The sequence below is a fragment of the Candidatus Kuenenia sp. genome, from assembly GCF_027493735.1.
Lineage (GTDB): Bacteria > Planctomycetota > Brocadiia > Brocadiales > Brocadiaceae > Kuenenia > Kuenenia stuttgartiensis_A.
In genome coordinates, this window is record NZ_JAOSKF010000006.1 from 124,234 (window position 1) to 140,351 (window position 16,118).

Genomic DNA, 16,118 nt, shown 5'->3' on the forward strand with positions numbered 1-16,118 from the left:
CCCATAAAATACCGTTGAAGAAACGCCTTTTGAACTGAAGAAGCTTGTTTATTTTGTTTAACGTTTGGAACTGCAAATAAACTACAGTTTTATTGTGTTTGAAGGTACAGCCATTTATGAATTTAAAAATGTATATAATTATGTCCGGCGCCTTGATCTTTGTTTTGGTAGGTTTTATGATATTCTTTGAATTTTTTGTCAGGGCACACTGACCGATAAATGGTGTATATGCCAAAGAAAAATGTGTGTGAAAAAGTGGTTTTTGTTTTAGGAGTATTATCTTTTTTCCTATTAAACTCATGTGCCCAAACACCTGCCCCCCGCGATGAAATAAATTTGTTTGCAACTCCTTTTAAATTGAATGCACACTCCGGATCGATAAATAAAGGTTTCATTGAAGTGCTGGATAAACAAGGCATGCCAATTTCAGGCGCAAAAATTAAAGTATTCAGCACTTCTCCAACGGTAGCCGTGGTAAAACCGGAAGAAATTACGACAGACTCTTTGGGCAAAGCCAGTGTATCGATATATGGCATTTCCCCGGGAGGAACGAAAATTATCTTTTCCGCTGAGGGGAGGGATGCTTCGATTGACGTTATTTTTTCGGAACATTAAGGGAATTTGCATTTACTTTTGATGCTGGCATTTTTAACGAACAACCGTCGCCGCCATAGCGAATCATTATAATTTCAGCCATAATGCTTACTGCTATTTCTTCCGGGGTAACGGCTCCGATATTCAGGCCTATAGGGGCGTGTATTTCTTTGATCTTCTCAGGGGAAACACCTTCTTTCAAGAGACTTTTGAATATTTCCATCGATTTCCTTTTGCTGCCCAAAAGCCCGATGAAACGGGCTTGCGTTTGCGCGGCGGCAAACAAGGCCAGATCATCGTAACGATGCCCGCGTGTGGCTACAACTATATAACTATTCCGGGTAAACGGAATATTCTCAAAGCACTTCCCGTAGTCGGAGACGATACATACTTTTGCATCAGGAAAATCTTCTTTTTGAACATAATCCTTACGGTCATCCACAATAGAGATGTCAAAGTCCAGCATAGCGGCTATTCGCGAAACCGCCCTGCTTACGTGTCCTCCCCCGATTAGGATAAGTGCTGGCCGCGTCTGAAATCCTTCTATGTATATATCTGTTCCGTCACTTGCCTGAAAAAATATTTTCCCCCCGTGAAGAGCAATATTTCCGGCAACCCCGATTGTTTCCCTTTCAAGTGTTTCATTACCCAGGCTTCCCTGTTTTATGCCGTTTGCCTTAACAAGAAATTTTGCCCCCGGGGCATGTTTCCCCCTTCTATCGTTTACGATTGTTACAAGGGCAAGAGAGGCATATCCTTCATAGGCAAGGAGTATTTCTTTTGCAAATGTTTCAAAGGGGTGTGGTGTTGTCAGTGGGTCAATAAAAAAAGACATAGTTCCTCCGCATACCATGCCGTCTCTTGCAGAGAAGTCCTCGTTCAAATCATACGTGCGGAGCACAGGCCTGCCATGCTCTTTCAGGAGTTGTTTTGCCTGCGACCATATTTCCCCTTCTATGCACCCGCCGCCGAGAGCGCCAACACCACTGCCATCCTTGCGGATTAACATTTTTGCTCCGTCTTTTTGCGGGGTAGAACCCTTTGTGCAAACAACAGTAACCAGTACACAGGGTTCTTTTGTTTCTGCTAAGTGAAGAATTTCTTTAAAAATTTCGTACATGTCGTTAAAAGCGCATAAAGAAAAACCCCGTCGGTAATTATGTGCAGGATGTAAGAATAATTTGATTATACATAGCTGTTATAATACCATGTATTTGGTTTAATTATAATCATAATAACGCCATTTATTTTACGTGAATGTACTGGAGGCTTTATGGCAAAAGCATATTTAATTGTGGGCAGCGGGCCTGCCGGTATTACCGCGGCGGAGCGCATACGTAATCTGGACAGTGATGCGGAAATTATCGTAATATCTGAAGAAAAGACCCCCATGTTCTACCGTCCGAGAATTCCGGAATACTCTGTGGGAAAGATAGGCATTGAGGAGATTATGGTGAAAAAAAAGGATTTTTACGTGCAAAAAAAAATCCAACTTCATTTAGGAACAAGGGCAACAAAACTTGACAAGAAGAAGAGGGTTGTAGAGACATCTGAAAAGAATATCTATGGATATGATAAACTTCTTATTGCTACGGGAATCTCGCCAATAGAACCTAAATTTCCGGGAAGCCACCTCAAAGGCGTTTTTACTATGCATGATTTGATTCAGGCTGAAAGATTAAAGGTTGCCGTCAGGGACGCAAAACAGGTTGTTGTGGTTGGCGGAGGTCTTTTGGGCATGGATATGGCAGAAGAATTCAGGACAACAGGATTGCATGTTGTCTTTCTCGTAAGGAGAAATAGTTTAGGCGACCCCTTTTTTGATGAATATGGCTGCAAATTAATACGTGATGAATTTAAAAATATGGAGGTTGAAGTCATTACCAATGCAGAGGTTCAGTCACTCGAAGGGACAAACAATCAATTAGCATCGGTACTGTTAACGGACGGAAGAAGATTTGACAGTAATCTTTGTTTTATAGCAATAGGCGCAACCCATGCGGTTGACTGGCTAAAAGACAGCGGCTTGAAAATAGAGAATGGCGTTTTGGTTGACAGGTATCTGAGAAGCCATGATGACGATGATGCTGTTTTTTCAGCCGGTAATGCGGCGCAAATCATGGATCCTGTTTTTGAAAAACATATTGTTCAAACCAATTGGATAAATGCAATAGCGCAAGGCGACATTGCCGGCAACAACATGGCGGGAGGAGGGCTGAGGAAATATGAGACAACGTCAAATTATTTCAAGCGGGTAGGGGATCTTTTTTTTAATCTTATTGGAACAGGCAATCTACGGATGAAAGGGGGGAAAAGAAATTATTTCAAAGGAAAAACCCCGAAGGAATATGTTATGGTCACGACAAAAGAGGGAAGAGTTGTTGGTGCTGTTGTTTGCGGCCGACACAAAATCACCGTAAAATTAAAAGACTCAATAGAGAAGCAAAGTGATTTTTCAAATATGGATAAATTAATCGATCAGGAAGAAAAGAGCATAGAAGACCTGTCAAAATTGTTTTAACTTCTCAATAAATTGAGGAAAACACTCCCCCCGTCCCCTTTATTAACGGGGAATAAGGTAGAAATTATTATAAAAACCTCAACTTATTGAGAAGTTACAGATTATTTTAACAAGATTTCACGCTTGAATATAAATGGAAAAGCGGTAAAATCCAACGTAACACTATTTAATAATGATATTTGCAGAATTTGGGAGAATATTGATTGAGAACGCTAATAACAGGAGGTGCCGGATTTATTGGTTCGCATCTTTGTGATTATTTTATAGAAAAAGGACATGAAGTTCTCTGTATAGACAATCTTTTGACAGGCAGTCCGGATAATATTTCTCATTTAATTGGAAATAACCGTTTCCGGTTTATAAAACACAATGTAAGCGACTATATATACGTAGATGGTCGCATCGATAATGTATTGCATTTTGCTTCTCCCGCCAGCCCCTTTGATTATTTAAATTATCCCATACAAACGCTAAAGGTCGGCTCCCTTGGCACTTTGAACAGTCTGGGGCTGGCAAAGGCAAAAGGGGCGCGATTTCTTCTCGCCTCTACTTCTGAAACATATGGCGACCCCCAGGTACACCCCCAAAGGGAGGATTATTGGGGACATGTTAATCCGGTAGGTCCCAGGGGCGTATACGATGAGGCGAAACGATTTGCGGAAGCAATGACGATGGCATACCATCGATATCACAATATGGATACAAAAATAGTCAGAATATTTAATACCTATGGGCCGAAAATGCGCATTAAAGACGGGCGTGCCCTCCCTAACTTCATGTGCCAGGCAATAAGAGGCGAAGATATTACCGTATATGGAAACGGTTCCCAGACAAGGAGTTTTTGTTTTATATCGGATCTTGTGGAAGGCATTTACCGATTGCTGATTTCAGGGGAAAATAATCCTGTAAACATAGGGAACCCTGAAGAAATAACGATTTTGCAACTGGCAGAAATGATACTCTCTCTTACTAACAGCAAAAGCAAGATTGTATTTAAGGAACTTCCTGTAGACGATCCGAAAGTCCGGCAGCCGGACATATCCAAAGCCATGAGCCTCTTGCATTGGGAGCCAAGGGTTTCCAGGGATATTGGTCTGCAAAAGACCTTAAAATATTTCCAGGACACGTTGAACAAAAATAAATAACAGTAAATTCTATATGCGAATTATCTTCATATATGAATCAAGTTTTGGAAGAAATTTCGTGAACCATTGATTGCGCAGATTTTAACAAAGCAATCAGCACTACATTGTTGAGTGATTTTAATCTGTCCTTATAAATATGAGGCTTGTCCTCACATATCACTGAGGTATTTTTGTGAAAGTTATTGCGGTCTTTGGCAGTCCCCGCAGTGGTGGGAATTCTGATATAATACTCGATCATCTTATTAAGGGCATTGAAGCGAATGGCATATGCGTAGAAAAGATTATTTTGCGGAATTTGAGCTTCAGCCCATGTATTTCATGCGGAAGATGCATGCAAACGGGGATTTGTGCAGTTAATGACGATATGCAAAAAATATATCCCCGTATTGTTGAAGCCGGTGGCATAATCGTGGCGTCTCCCATTTATTTTATGGGCGTGAGCGCACAGCTAAAGGCATTTATTGACCGTTTTCAGGTATTTTGGTCGCGTAAATATATTTTACATTTCCCGGTAAGGAAAGATGGGGTTGCCGCTAAAGGTTTTTTTATTGCCACTGCCGCACGCCATGAGAGTGAGGAACTTTTTGCCGGGGCAATAAAAACAGTGAAATCTTTTTTTCACGTCATTGATGCGGAATATGCCGGTGATATGCTGTGTTCAGAACTGGAAGAAAAAGGGGCGGTATATAAAAAACAGGCCATCCTTAAACAAGCATTTGATACCGGCAAAACATTATTTATCTGATGTATTAGATTTTAATTGAGTAGTTTTATGGGAAATCAAAAAAGAAAACATCGTTGTCCGGGGGAGCCTTACGAGATCAGCGATTCAGTATGCAAAGGCCGGCAAGGGGTAAATTACCCAAAATGCAATGTATGTCTGGAAAAAGTAGAAGCGCAACACGATACTGAACAATCAAAATCAGAAACAACGGTATCAACGGGTATTTTCAAAAGTTATGATATTCGGGGAAAATATCCTTCAGAACTTGATGATCTGACTGCCCGGAAGATAGGAACTTCCATTGCCTTGTTTTTTAAAGAAAACAACCCTCGTTCAAAAAACATCGTTGTTGGCAGAGATATGAGGACTTCTTCCAGGTCATTGGCAAACGCACTTATCGAAGGCATTTGTTCCACTGGAACAAACGTGATAAATATCGGCGTTGTGCCGACGGAAATGACTTATTTTGCCGTGGGTTATTACGCTTATGACGGAGGCGTAATGGTAACGGCATCGCATAATCCCGCGGAATATAACGGATTTAAGATATGCAGAGAGCAGGCAATGCCGGTCAGTTTTGAAACAGGAATAGAAAGAATCGCAAAATTAACAAAACAATACCATCCGCCCCGCATTGACCAGCTTGGAAAGGTAATCTTAAATGATGTTTTTAAAGATTATAAAAAACATGTAATGAAATTTGCAAACAACCTAAGACCCCTTCGCATTGTTGTGGACGCGGGAAATGGTATGGCCGGAAAAATTATTCCTTTCGTTTGTGAAGGGCTTCCAATAGAAATTATTCCGTTATATTTTGAACTTGATGGGAGCTTTCCAAACCACGAGGCAAATCCACTCAAACCTGAAAATGTTGAAGATTTGCAAAACAAAGTAAAAGAAACAAAGGCACACCTGGGGGTTGCCTTTGATGGAGATGCAGACCGGTGTATTTTTGCAGATGAAATGGGGAGGATAATAGGATGCGATATTATTACCGCGCTGGTAGCGCAAAAATTTCTTAAACAGGAACCAGGCGCTGCGATTGTATATGACCTCCGGTCGAGCAAGGTCGTTCCGGAAGAAATAAAAGCCGCAGGTGGAATTCCCTGTCGCGAACGGGTAGGCCACGCATACATGAAAGCCGCCTTACGAGAAAAAAACGCACCATTTGGCGGAGAACTTTCCGGACATTATTATTTCAGGGATAACTACTATTCCGACTCGGGAATTATCATATTTTTTTTGATCCTGGAACTTTTAAGTTTAAGACGGGCTCCTTTTTCCAGCATACTCGCACCGCTAAAAAGATATTGCTCCTCGGGGGAAACAAATTTTAAGGTGAAAGAAAAGGATGCGAAATTAGAAGAAATTGTTAAAAAATTTCCTAACGCAAAAATAGACTACCTTGATGGAATTACCGTTGAATACAACGATTGGTGGTTTAATGTCAGAAAATCAAATACAGAGCCTCTTCTGAGATTGAATGTAGAAGGAAAAACACCGGAAATAATGGAAAAGGGGAAAAAAACGCTTACCAGCATTATTGAGGGGAGATAATGTACACACCAGCCTTTCTTATTCGACTTAGTTTTTCACAAATTGCCATGTATGCTGCGATTGCAGCCTTTTTCCTGCTGTCCCTCCCTCAATTTACCGGCATAGGAACAAACGCCGATGCGGAGGTCTTTGATATTAAATTTACAAATGGGAAATTATCCGTAAAACTGGAAGATTCCCCGCTGGAAAAGGTGTTAAAGGAAATTATGACGCAAAGCGGCGCAAGAATATGGCTGACCGATTCAATTGACACAAAAGTCACTATGGAATATCAGGATGTTCCTATCAGAGAAGGGATACGCAGGATTTTGAAAGACAAAAATTACGCCTTCAGTTATGATCCCAACGAATTAAAAGAAGGAAAAATATCAATAGTCAGCGCCAATAAATCGAAAGAAATTTACACGCCAACAAGCCAAAAACCACCAGAAAAATTAATCAAACGAAAAGATAAAAAAAAGAAAAAAGACCCTGAGTTTGAAGCGCTTGCCAAAGACGCATTGGAAAATGAAGATGCCGAAAAAAGGGAAGATGCTATAATAGCCCTGGGAGAAACTGAAGATAAAAAAGCAATAGAAATTATTGCTAAGGCATTGGAAAAAGATACAAATGTAGACGTACGGTTAAGCGCCATCGATGCATTGCTGGAAATAGATATAGATGACGCATCTATAATAAAACCAATTTCCAAAGCCGCTCTAAAAGACAAAGATCCGTGGGTTCGCGAAAGCGCCGTAGAGGCATTGGGCGAAATAGAGAGCAAGGAGGCTATAGAAATCATTAAGCAGGCGCTTAATGATGAAGATGGCTCCGTTCGGGAAATAGCACAGGAAATTCTGGACGATCTAAACAAGTAACCATTTTTGTTTTTTATATTGACATTCAATAAATAATCGTTTAAATTAACTAACGTTTATATTTTTAAACAGTAGAAATTGCACAATTTCTCACATCTCCCAATTGTGAGGCCCCGCTCCTCCCGCAGGTTTATTACCCTGCGGGAGGTTTTTTAAAAACATGGAAAAAAACGTTGCCTACTGGTTTGCAGTTCACACAAGATCTCGTCACGAAAAGCAAGTAGATTCCTTCTTAAGGGAAAAGAATATCAGCTCCTTCCTTCCACTAGTGAAAACAATCAGCCGCAGACGGGACAGAAAGAAATTTATTGATGTTCCTCTTTTTCCAGGGTATTTGTTTGTCAATATAACACTGGATAATCTATATGAAATAAAAAGCACACGGGGAGTGGTAAGGATTATTGGCAACGAGGATGACTTTATTCCTTCTCCTATTCCGGATGCAGAAATAAACAATTTAAAGACCTTGATAAACAGCAATGTTGCGATAGACCCTTACAAATATTTGCAAAAAGGCACGAAGGTCCGGGTTGTTTCAGGCCCGCTCATTGGTTTAGAGGGACTACTGGTCAAAAGGAAGACGAATTATCGCGTTGTAGTTTCTATAGACATTTTGCAAAAATCTACGTCAGCAGAGATTAGCATAGCGGATATTGAATCAATTGATTAGTGTTGCCTCAAATTAATACCGGTAATCTTTTTTCAGATTAAAATCAGATAGATAATAAATAAAGATGTATGGCAAACGACGAAGAAATCACACAATATAATATCCTTGAAAAATTGTCGGACAGCGACCGGATTTCCCAGCGCCAATTATCCACGCAGTTGGGCATTAACGTTGCTTCTATAAACTTTGCGATAAAAAAACTTACAAAGAGGGGGTTGATAAAAGTTTTGGGTACAAACCCAAGAAAGATTCGCTATATTTTAACTTCAAAAGGGATTACAGAAAAGACGCAGATTGCCTATAATTTTTTAAACAGAAATTTTCGTTTTTACAAGGCGGTGAGAAAAGATGTTGAAAGCAAGGTACAAGAGATCCCTTTTAACGGTCAAACCCGTGTTGCACTTTATGGCGTTACTGACCTTATGGAAATTGCGTATTTAGTGATCCAGGATAAAGAATTAGATCTGGTCGCTGTGGTTGATGATGAGATGAAGATTCGAATTTTCGGTTACCATGTCATCGGACTCGAAGAAATAAGTATCTGCTCTCCAGATTACCTGCTTTTAACAAAAGAGCCGGATATTGCTGCTGTAAAAAAATATGTACCGGATTCAGTCAAAATTGTAGATATACGGGTATAACGCCTCCCCCCCCGGTTTCAGCCGAGAATGCATACCAACGCACATGTCTGTTTGTTTGTAGGTTAACTTGCCCAATTTGAGCCAGAAAATAACACTATAATGGAACAATGGCTACTTATTTTATCTTCTGCGCTTATAGCATCTGTTGTTGCTGCAATTGCCGGTACGGGTGGAGGTATAATTTTACTTCCTGTTTTGGTCGCAATATTTGGGGTGCGCGATGCTGTTCCGATGTATGCCGTTGCCCAGCTTGTTGGCAACCTGAGCCGTGTTGGATTTAACCGGCGATTTATACAACTTCCTGTCGTTTTTTGGTTTGTTGCCGGAGCCATTCCTTTTTCCATTCTAGGCGCCTGGCTTTTCACCAAATTACCAGATACCGGTCTTCTCAGGATTTTGGGTGGCTTTTTAATCTGTTCCGTCATTTGGCGGCATTGGCGCGGACGTCTGATCACAGGATTCCGCCCGCATTGGTTTGCCCCCATTGGGTCCATGTTTTCTTTGGTTTCTGCAATTTCCGGCAGTGCCGGTCCTTTTCTTGCGCCGTTTTATCTTTCATACGGGCTCATCAAGGGTGCGTTCATCGGAACCGAGGCTTTAGGGACTGCGGCAATACACGTTGTAAAGCTTGTCTCTTATCAGAGTTTTGGTGCGATTTCATCATCTACCTGGGTATGTGGGCTTTCTATTTGTCCGGTAATGGTCATTGGCTCCTTCGTTGGAAAGAGCATATTAGAGAGATTATCTATTCAGGTATTTATGAGGATTATCGAAGTTGTGATTACCGGATTTGGACTATGGTTTCTCATAAAATGAAATTTTGGCAACACTTTGGTTTTTTGAAAATTTACTTGTTACGATTTTTTTTAATCTGTGTAAGCGGTGTAACCTGTGTAATCTGTGGTTCATCTTTCATATTTCGTATTTGTTTGGCACTGGTTTGTCTATGTTATGGTTGGGCGAATTATCGCTAAATTTCATTTAATTTGCTTTATTAATTTTGTATTATATTAAATACATTTTGTTTCATTTTTTTATCCATTGCTAAAAAAACTTCAATACTCATCAGCATCAATAGTAAACATAAGCAAAAAAACAATGACCAAAAAAAAGAGAAAATACCTTTCTCCGGTAATGCTGGAGCATAAGGCCAGAGATGATTTTGAGAAAAAGAGATACCGGGAGGCAATGGAGAGTTTTGAAGAACTTTATTGGATGGACAATGAAAAATATCGTAGCGAACTCCTGGCCAGTTATCGTGCATTAGCGGATACATTTATTCAAAACAAAAAATGGGAGAATGTTGAGGATATTGTAGTTAAGATAAAAGAGATAACAGGCGGAGAATGCGATGATTTGTTAGCGGTAAAAATAGCAATTAAGAGGGGCGATTATGCCGCTGCGGCAGATGAGTATATTTCCCTTTTGTCGAAAGGCATAGAGGCGCCGGGCATTAACGAAATTCCAGGGATGGCAGATGCAATAGTCTTGCGTTTCCATGACAGTTCTTTTTTTAAGTCATACAATCCGGAAATATATAAAGAAATAATTGCGATACACAAGGCGCTGGAGAATATTGCACATGAACGTTATGATGAAGCCTGGGCAGAAGTAAAAGAGATAGGACGAAACTCCGTATTTTCGCATTGGAAGTTATTTATAAAAGGGAGTATTGCCTTTTATACAAATGAGGATGAAAAGGCGAAATTGGCTTTTTCCCTCATATCCGCAGACACGCTGTTGCACGATACCGCAAAGGCGTTTATGGTACTCATGGATAATACGCAGCAAAAATTGCCTGAGACTCTAAGCAAAAAGACTTTAAGGAAGATATGCTATTTGTCGGGATATCCAGAGCTTGCGCATGTATTGCCCGATGCGGATTATTTTTGGGAGGAAGGCGATCATCTTAATTCATACAGGTATATTCGTAACGGACTTTCGGATTTTCCTTCAGAGGAAACAGGCATTGTTGGCACCCTTACCAGGTTTTATTTCAGTAGTATTTACTATATGAGGGCAGATGATGCCGAGGACTTTATAGAAGGTATTATAAACAACCGCTCATTAACTGCTCAGGGAAAAATTGAAAATTTGCTCATAAAAAAAGCCGAATGTTTTCTCTCTAGGGGCTGGCGATTAAGTGATCTGGAATATGCAGGTATATGGGAAGATTTTCTCGATGTATATAAAGAGGTTTATGGCGAAAATAAAAAAATTGAAGCCATTGTGTACGCACATTTGGGGGGGAGTTTTGCCGTCGAAGAAAAAAATGAACCTTCCCCTTTTCATTGGATGGAACATAGGGAAGATGAAGTCTGCTTCCGAAATGCAAAACTCGCCGAACGCTATTTACTAAAGAGTATTGACCGTGACGAAGGCAGCAAGGATGCCTGTTTGCAATTATTAATAGTGTACGGGAAAACCCGCAAACTACAGAAGTTAAACAGACTGTTGGATAAACTGGTGGCTATATTCCCCGAGGACCCTTTTATATTAACCAACGCGGGGATTAGCTGTGTTAATCGCAATGTATTTGCGAAGGGAATAAAGTATTTGGAGCAGGCAAACCGCCTTGATCCGTTAGATAGCAAAATTAAGAAACAGTTGGCTCTGGCATATCTGCGAGCTGCCCCGCTAAATTTTGATAAAGGGCAGATACCACAGGGCAGAAAAATGTATGGCAAAGCAATTAACATTGGAATAAAAAGTTCGCATGATTTTAACAGAGGGATTGCCTATATTTACGCACGATGGTCTGGTCTTGAGTTTAAAAACCAGAACAAAGAGCGGGGGAATGAATTATTTCATTTGGCGCTAAACAACACAGAGAGTCCCTTCCCGCTTATTTATTTTACACAGTTGGTATACCGGTGTTATGGTGTGCCTGATATATATATACAAAAACGCTACGACGAGCTTGACAATGCATGGCGCAACGCACCCACCCCCGCCAATGTTGCTTTATTAATAGATATTTATTCTTATATATCGGAGATTAGCAAACCCCAATGGCTGGTTAGTGAAAAAAAAAGGATTGTTGAATATGCGTTTAAAACATTATGGGCGCCATGTTCCGAAACAGATGCATCAAGGATCGTAAAATTTGCATTACAAGAGAAAGAATTTAAACTCGGGGAAAGATATATTGCAAAAATGTTGAAGGAAGACAAAGAAGCCCCATTATTTCTTTACCATAAACTTACCTTAAGAGAGTTAGGCAAACGAGTAGTCCCGACAGAAAAAACCCTTCAGGAACTTGAACATATACTGCTTTTGGCGGAAAAGAGAAATAATTTGCAGTTGGTGCGTGAATTGAAAAGTGAGGTGGAGAACTTACGGGAATTTTTAGAGACTAAGAATATTTTGAATGGCCCCTTCCCCAAGGATATGCTTGATGCTTTCGACGAGGATGGCGACTCCGGTTTCGATATAATAAAAAGAATATTTGAAGGAATATCTCCATCAAAGAGGGCGCACAAAAAAAAGAAAAAATAGGATAACCATTAGTACTTTATCGTAACTATTACATTGTTTCGTTAAAATGTGTACGTAAAAAAATGTCATCGCGAGGAGTGTAGCGACGAAGCAATCTCTTGTTCCCAAAAGACTTAAGATTGCTTCGCTGTCGCTCGCAATGACGGTATCAATGTAGATATTTTAATGAAACGTTATACTATTCAACGCAAACGATACACGGCTCGTTTCCAAACAGATACGTCACTATGTTCAGTACAAGGTTTGGAAACGCGTTACGTTCTGATCTCCGGTGGTTTAATAAATTACGCTGAATAGTTACACTTTATCAGTAATTTCTTTGCGTTTTTTGGCAAAATATTTAATAGTGAAACACGAAATGCTAAATACGAATCCACCCCCTTACCTCCTCCAAAGTGGGAGAATGTTCCCCGTCGGCGGGAGTAAGGGGGTGGATTTTGGAATTTGTTTCGTATTTCGTATTTTTTATTTCTTGCTATGCCAGCTTAGGTAATTATCAGATTTCAGATTATGGAAAGCAAAAGGTGATGAAAAATGACTCCGTATGAAATTTTAGGTATTGGCCTCTCAGCAGACGATGCGACGATCCGTAATGCTTATCTGGAGTTGGTAAAAAAACATCCGCCAGACAGGGCGCCGGAAATGTTCAAAAAAATTGCCAATGCATATGATCTGATACGGGATGAGAGAAAACGGTTGCACTATTATGTATTTAACAGAGATATGCCAATTAATCGTCCATTTGAGGCATTATTGCTGCATGCGGGAGTAACGAATAAGCGAAAACCCCCAGGTTTTGAAAGATTGAAGGAGCTGCTTAGTGATGTTTGATGAATCCCGAATGTGTGCATTTCAGGTTTTTTATAAATAATAATTTAGAGCAATTTTAATGGCGAACACTAATAAGATCCCCACTTTCTACTCAGATTTTCGAAGAAGATTGGTTAATTTTCTGGCAAAAGTTTTTTTCTCAGGTAGGTTACAAAAAAATGATAATATGCGCATCACGAAACCCGAAACCTCGATTCCGATGAAAGATGAATCCCAAATCCCGAATTCCCGGATTCCGGTTTCCGAAGAGGAATCTCTAATCGAAATCCAAAACCCCGAAATCCTGAATGTCGAAGATCTCGCCGGTAAAAATGAACCGGTAAATACAGACATTTGTTTAGAACTCCGGAAGACGGAAATGGAACGTGATTTCAGGCAATGGTTAAATGAATTATCTGAAATCCCCCGCGTAGAATTTACGGATGATGAACCGGATATCTATTCTTTCTATGAGGAGCTTTGTGTTCTCAGAAATGAGGTGAGAAAAGGCGGGCGGAGAAATCATGACGTTTTAACACGGTTTGGAGAAAGTCTGGCGGGTTTTCAAAATGTCCTTGTTGATATACAAAACCGGCTGGGTCAGGCAGATGCGAGAAAAAAGGAAGAAGAACTGCTTGCAAACAAGCGCCGTTTTCTGGCAGTGATTGATGTCTTTGAACGGATGGGAAGATTAAAAGAAAGATTATATACCCCGCCGAAAAAAAAACTTTTTAAAAATTACGGTAATTGGGAAAACGTTTGGAATCGGTTCCGGGAAGGTTTTGAGATTACGTATAGTTATTTAGAAAATTTATTGAAAAATGAAGGTATTACAAAAATGGAAACGCTCGGCAGATTATTTGATCCAGGCCAAATGAATGCAGTTGCCGTTGAGTATACGGACAAACATTTGCCTCATATGGTGATAGAAGAAATATCGCCTGGTTTCTTACAGGGAGAACGAGTTATTAAACTGGCAGAGGTAAAGATATCAAAAACGCAGGGGAGGGTATAGCATGGAAACAATAGTTGGGATAGATCTTGGCACCACGAATTCAGAGATATCCATTTTGGAGAATGGAAAACCAAAGGTTATTCCGGTGGACGATGATCTGATTATGCCGTCATGTGTCGGCATTGATATTACAGGCAAGCTTATTGTAGGGAAAACGGCGAAAAACCAGGCAGTTTCGAGTCCCGAATCTACAATCTTCTCCATAAAAAGAAAAATGGGCGAGGATGTCAAGGTACGTTTGGGGGAAAAGGAGTTCCGTCCCGAAGAGATATCTTCTTTCATCCTGCTTACGCTTAAAAAACACGCCGAAAAATATCTTGGCAGTGAGATTAAAAAAGCGGTTATTACCGTTCCTGCATATTTTGACGACCGCCAAAGGAATGCAACCAGGGACGCCGGACTGTTAGCCGGCCTGGATGTGGTAAGGATTATCAATGAACCTACATCTGCGGCTATTGCATACGATGCCGGTCACCCTGAAAATCACAAGCTTCTTGTTTATGATCTGGGAGGCGGCACGTTTGATGTGTCTCTTGTCGTTGTTGAAAATGGGGTAGTAGAGGTGCTGGCAAGTCACGGCGATACCAAATTAGGCGGAGATGATTTTGATCAATTGTTGTTCAATCATGTATTGCAGGTGTTTAAAAAAGAACATGGCGTCGATTTAAATGAAGATATAAGGGCAAGAAGAAGGCTTCTTAATACCCTGGAAAAGGCAAAACGTGAGCTTTCTGACCACCCTTTTGCGAAGATTAGAGAAGAATTTATTAGTAAGGAACTGCACCTTGAAATGGAGATATCCAGGAATGATTACGAGTCCATGATACGTCCGTTGTTGCAAAAAACATTGGACTGTATCCATATGTGCCTCAAGGATGCATCATTCATCCCGGGCGATATCGATAAGGTAATATTAGTCGGCGGTTCAACACGGACTCCTTTAGTCCACGAAATCATTACAAAGGAGATTGGAATAGAACCGCATTATGAAATCAACCCCGACCTGATAGTATCTATGGGGGCGGCAATACAGGGGGGTATTATTGCCGGACACAAAACGCAATCCATCCTTGTGGATATCACTCCTTACACCTTTGGCACCAGCGCTGTCGGAGACTATGACGGGGCAATTCATCACAATGTGTTTGTTCCTATTATCAAACGCAACACACCCCTTCCCGTGAGCAAAGGCGAAGTATTTGGCACTATGGTTGATAATCAGGAGGCGGTAGAGGTCAATATTTATCAGGGAGAAGAACCGCTTGCAGAGGACAACATTTTTATCGGCAATTTCATGGTTCAGGGGCTGAGCGAGGCACCCGCCGGGAATAAAATCATTTTAAACCTTGAACTGGATATTAACGGGATTCTGAAGGTTACTGCGGTTGAAAAAAATACGGGACTCTCAAAGGAAGTCACAATGGATACCAAAGACGTTGAATCAAACTTCAACATCATTGAGTCGCAAAAGAATGTTGCTTCGCTGTTTTCAGAGGAAGAATTTGACAGCGAAGAGTTTAAGCTTATAACGAAAGAGGATGGAGGCCATGAAGCTCCTGCAGAAGAAAGTGATGCCATTGCCAGGACTAAAGACTTGAGAAGGCGCGCCGAGAAACTTATGGACTCAATATCCCTGGAGGACGAAAATGATATTCGCAATTTACTGGAAAAGAGTGAAAAGGCTGTAAACGAACATGATCTCGTGGGGTTGTCGGAGATAAATGAATCCCTTGAAGACATTATATTTTATTTGGAGGAGTGATGGAGATTCAATGTCCTTCCTGCAAAAAGATAAATCCGGACTCACCGGAATGTGTAAGGTGCGGCTGTGAACTGGAATTATTAAAAACAATCCGGCAGGCTGCAGAAAAGGAAGTTTCACTGGGCAGGGAAAAGCTGGAAACGGGGAATGCAGGAAAGGCGCTAGACCATGCTACACGGTCATGGCGTTTAAAAAAATCAACCAATGCCGCAAGGCTGGCATTTCTGGCAAATGTTGCAGAAAAAAGATATGAGGACGCCATGCAATGGCATTGCCGGACCAAAAATCACTGCCATAGTGAAGAAGACTAATTCACTGATTGCG

The 16,118-nt window shown here is 40.7% G+C and carries 15 protein-coding genes; 14 read left to right on the forward strand and 1 reads right to left on the reverse strand.

Annotated features, from left to right (window positions below):
- The first annotated feature begins 228 nt into the window (after positions 1-228).
- Complete coding sequence (locus tag M5U24_RS04885) at positions 229-615, forward strand: Ig-like domain-containing protein (RefSeq protein WP_157820482.1); 387 nt, start codon at positions 229-231, stop codon at positions 613-615.
- Here M5U24_RS04885 and M5U24_RS04890 read toward each other — a convergent pair.
- Positions 596-1,714 (reverse strand): XdhC/CoxI family protein, encoded by a 1,119-nt coding sequence (locus M5U24_RS04890; protein WP_298201744.1) that lies wholly within the window; start codon positions 1,712-1,714, stop codon positions 596-598. The two genes, M5U24_RS04885 and M5U24_RS04890, sit on opposite strands and share 20 nt — an antisense overlap.
- Before the next feature lie 153 nt (positions 1,715-1,867).
- On the opposite strand from M5U24_RS04890, the gene M5U24_RS04895 reads away from it, so the two are divergent.
- The 13 genes from M5U24_RS04895 to M5U24_RS04955 all read left to right on the forward strand — a co-directional run bounded on the left by M5U24_RS04895 (position 1,868) and on the right by M5U24_RS04955 (position 16,105).
- Entirely contained in the window at positions 1,868-3,115 is a 1,248-nt protein-coding gene (locus M5U24_RS04895; protein WP_298201746.1) for an FAD/NAD(P)-binding oxidoreductase, read from the forward strand.
- Between the two features lie 203 nt (positions 3,116-3,318).
- A complete protein-coding gene (locus M5U24_RS04900) occupies positions 3,319-4,260 on the forward strand; it encodes a UDP-glucuronic acid decarboxylase family protein (protein ID WP_099324914.1) in 942 nt (313 codons plus the stop codon).
- 172 nt (positions 4,261-4,432) lie between these two features.
- Positions 4,433-5,005, forward strand: coding sequence for a flavodoxin family protein (locus M5U24_RS04905; protein WP_157820483.1), 573 nt, complete (start codon positions 4,433-4,435; stop codon positions 5,003-5,005).
- A gap of 27 nt (positions 5,006-5,032) precedes the next feature.
- The gene (locus M5U24_RS04910; protein ID WP_099324916.1) at positions 5,033-6,541 is read left to right on the forward strand and encodes a phosphomannomutase/phosphoglucomutase; all 1,509 of its coding nucleotides are present in this window, start codon (positions 5,033-5,035) and stop codon (positions 6,539-6,541) included.
- Positions 6,541-7,398 carry a HEAT repeat domain-containing protein gene (locus tag M5U24_RS04915; protein ID WP_099324917.1) on the forward strand — a complete coding sequence of 286 codons (858 nt, stop codon included), beginning with the start codon at positions 6,541-6,543 and terminating at the stop codon, positions 7,396-7,398. Before M5U24_RS04910 ends, M5U24_RS04915 begins: the two co-directional genes overlap by 1 nt.
- Before the next feature lie 160 nt (positions 7,399-7,558).
- A complete protein-coding gene (locus tag M5U24_RS04920; RefSeq protein ID WP_099324918.1) occupies positions 7,559-8,068 on the forward strand; it encodes a UpxY family transcription antiterminator in 510 nt (169 codons plus the stop codon).
- A 68-nt stretch (positions 8,069-8,136) separates the two neighbouring features.
- Complete coding sequence (locus M5U24_RS04925; RefSeq protein ID WP_099324919.1) at positions 8,137-8,709, forward strand: winged helix-turn-helix transcriptional regulator; 573 nt, start codon at positions 8,137-8,139, stop codon at positions 8,707-8,709.
- A gap of 99 nt (positions 8,710-8,808) precedes the next feature.
- Positions 8,809-9,525, forward strand: a complete 717-nt coding sequence (locus tag M5U24_RS04930) for a sulfite exporter TauE/SafE family protein (protein WP_099324920.1) — start codon at positions 8,809-8,811, stop codon at positions 9,523-9,525.
- A 282-nt stretch (positions 9,526-9,807) separates the two neighbouring features.
- Positions 9,808-12,207, forward strand: a complete 2,400-nt coding sequence (locus tag M5U24_RS04935; RefSeq protein ID WP_099324921.1) for a hypothetical protein — start codon at positions 9,808-9,810, stop codon at positions 12,205-12,207.
- A 534-nt stretch (positions 12,208-12,741) separates the two neighbouring features.
- Entirely contained in the window at positions 12,742-13,038 is a 297-nt protein-coding gene (locus M5U24_RS04940; protein WP_298201749.1) for a DnaJ domain-containing protein, read from the forward strand.
- A gap of 166 nt (positions 13,039-13,204) precedes the next feature.
- A complete protein-coding gene (gene grpE, locus M5U24_RS04945) occupies positions 13,205-14,032 on the forward strand; it encodes a nucleotide exchange factor GrpE (RefSeq protein WP_157820484.1) in 828 nt (275 codons plus the stop codon).
- Position 14,033: 1 nt separating this feature from the next.
- The gene (locus tag M5U24_RS04950) at positions 14,034-15,794 is read left to right on the forward strand and encodes an Hsp70 family protein (RefSeq protein ID WP_164994439.1); all 1,761 of its coding nucleotides are present in this window, start codon (positions 14,034-14,036) and stop codon (positions 15,792-15,794) included.
- On the forward strand, positions 15,794-16,105 hold the full coding sequence (locus M5U24_RS04955) for a hypothetical protein (protein WP_099324925.1): 312 nt from the start codon (positions 15,794-15,796) through the stop codon (positions 16,103-16,105). The genes M5U24_RS04950 and M5U24_RS04955 overlap by 1 nt, the downstream gene beginning before the upstream one ends.
- Positions 16,106-16,118 lie beyond the last annotated feature (13 nt).

Coding starts and splice junctions, on each gene's coding strand:
- M5U24_RS04885 (WP_157820482.1), top strand. CDS start 229: ATGCCAAAGAAAAATGTGTGTGAAAAAGTGGTTTTTGTTTTAGGAGTA.
- M5U24_RS04890 (WP_298201744.1), bottom strand. CDS start 1,714: ATGTACGAAATTTTTAAAGAAATTCTTCACTTAGCAGAAACAAAAGAA.
- M5U24_RS04895 (WP_298201746.1), top strand. CDS start 1,868: ATGGCAAAAGCATATTTAATTGTGGGCAGCGGGCCTGCCGGTATTACC.
- M5U24_RS04910 (WP_099324916.1), top strand. CDS start 5,033: ATGGGAAATCAAAAAAGAAAACATCGTTGTCCGGGGGAGCCTTACGAG.
- M5U24_RS04915 (WP_099324917.1), top strand. CDS start 6,541: ATGTACACACCAGCCTTTCTTATTCGACTTAGTTTTTCACAAATTGCC.
- M5U24_RS04920 (WP_099324918.1), top strand. CDS start 7,559: ATGGAAAAAAACGTTGCCTACTGGTTTGCAGTTCACACAAGATCTCGT.
- M5U24_RS04925 (WP_099324919.1), top strand. CDS start 8,137: ATGGCAAACGACGAAGAAATCACACAATATAATATCCTTGAAAAATTG.
- M5U24_RS04930 (WP_099324920.1), top strand. CDS start 8,809: ATGGAACAATGGCTACTTATTTTATCTTCTGCGCTTATAGCATCTGTT.
- M5U24_RS04935 (WP_099324921.1), top strand. CDS start 9,808: ATGACCAAAAAAAAGAGAAAATACCTTTCTCCGGTAATGCTGGAGCAT.
- M5U24_RS04940 (WP_298201749.1), top strand. CDS start 12,742: ATGACTCCGTATGAAATTTTAGGTATTGGCCTCTCAGCAGACGATGCG.
- grpE (WP_157820484.1), top strand. CDS start 13,205: ATGCGCATCACGAAACCCGAAACCTCGATTCCGATGAAAGATGAATCC.
- M5U24_RS04950 (WP_164994439.1), top strand. CDS start 14,034: ATGGAAACAATAGTTGGGATAGATCTTGGCACCACGAATTCAGAGATA.
- M5U24_RS04955 (WP_099324925.1), top strand. CDS start 15,794: ATGGAGATTCAATGTCCTTCCTGCAAAAAGATAAATCCGGACTCACCG.